Here is a 1,082-nt window from a genome sequence, read left to right as displayed (position 1 = left end):
GGCGGGGCTGGTGCCGCTGCACTCCTGGCTGCCCGACGCGCATGCCGAGGGCCCGACGCCCATTGCCGCCGTGCTCTCGGGGCTGCTGCTCAACGCGGCGATGCTCGGCATCCTCCGCAGCAAGGCGATCGTGGGCGCGAACGCGGAGGCCATCCCGCCCGGCAATTTCCTGGTCGCGCTGGGCCTCGCCTCGCTGCTGCTGGCGGGCTTTTCGCTCTGGCGCCGGCGCGACGCCAAGCGCCTCTTCGGCTGGAGCAGCATTGAGCATATGGGCATCGCGGCCATCGCCTTCGGGATCGGCGGCGTTCCGGGACACATGGCGGGGCTGCTGCACCTCTGGGGGCATTCGCTGGTGAAGTCGGCGGCCTTCTTCGCGATCGGGCGCGCGGCGCGGCTCAAGGGCGGGCAGACCATGGAGGCGATCGGCGGGCTCATCGCGACGCATCCCATGCTGGGCTGGGGCCTCGCCCTGGCGATGGCGGCGCTGGCGGGGCTGCCGCCCTTCAGCCTCTTCGCCTCGGAACTCCTGCTGGCGACCGAGGCAGGGCGCGAGCGGCCCTGGCTGTTGCCCCTTTTGATCTTCGGCCTGCTCGTGGCCGGCACGGCGCTGTTGCACAACATGCAGCGCCTGTGCTTCGGCGAGCCTACGCCGGAGCCTGTGCCGATGCGCACGGGGATCGCGACGCTGCTGCCGCTCTGGGCGAATCTGCTGCTGGCGGCGCTGCTGGCGCTGGCCCTGCCGGCGCCCCTTGGCAAGATGCTGCTGGACGCCGCGAGGTCGCTGTCGTGAGCGCGCGCGCCATCATCGAGGCGGGGCTATCTGCGGGATGCCGGCCCTGGCCGCGCTATGTACTGGATTCCATGGGCTGGATGCGGCTGCGCGATGCGCTGGCAGCCGAGCCCGATTTCGCCCTGCTGGGATTGTGGGGCGAGCCGGGCATGGCGCATGCCGCCTTCCTCGACACGACCCGGATGGACGTGATCCTCGCCTCCGTCGCTGCGACCGATGGATGGATCCCGGCCCTCTCGCCGGTCCGCCCCGGGGCCGCCTGGTTCGAGCGGGGCTTGCGTGACCTCTGGGC

At 71.9% G+C, this 1,082-nt stretch carries 1 protein-coding gene and 1 pseudogene; both read left to right on the top strand.

From position 1 onward, the window contains the following. Positions 1-790: proton-conducting transporter transmembrane domain-containing protein (locus AC1DWF_RS32405; RefSeq protein WP_476842620.1), on the top strand; the 790-nt coding region annotated here is incomplete at its 5' end. Further along, positions 787-1,082: pseudogene (locus AC1DWF_RS32400) on the top strand (hypothetical protein); the annotation flags it as partial. The gene AC1DWF_RS32405 and the pseudogene AC1DWF_RS32400, both read left to right, overlap by 4 nt.

This window comes from Aminobacter sp. P4_D5 (assembly GCF_056401815.1).
This window is presented reverse-complemented; position numbering and strand designations above follow the sequence as displayed.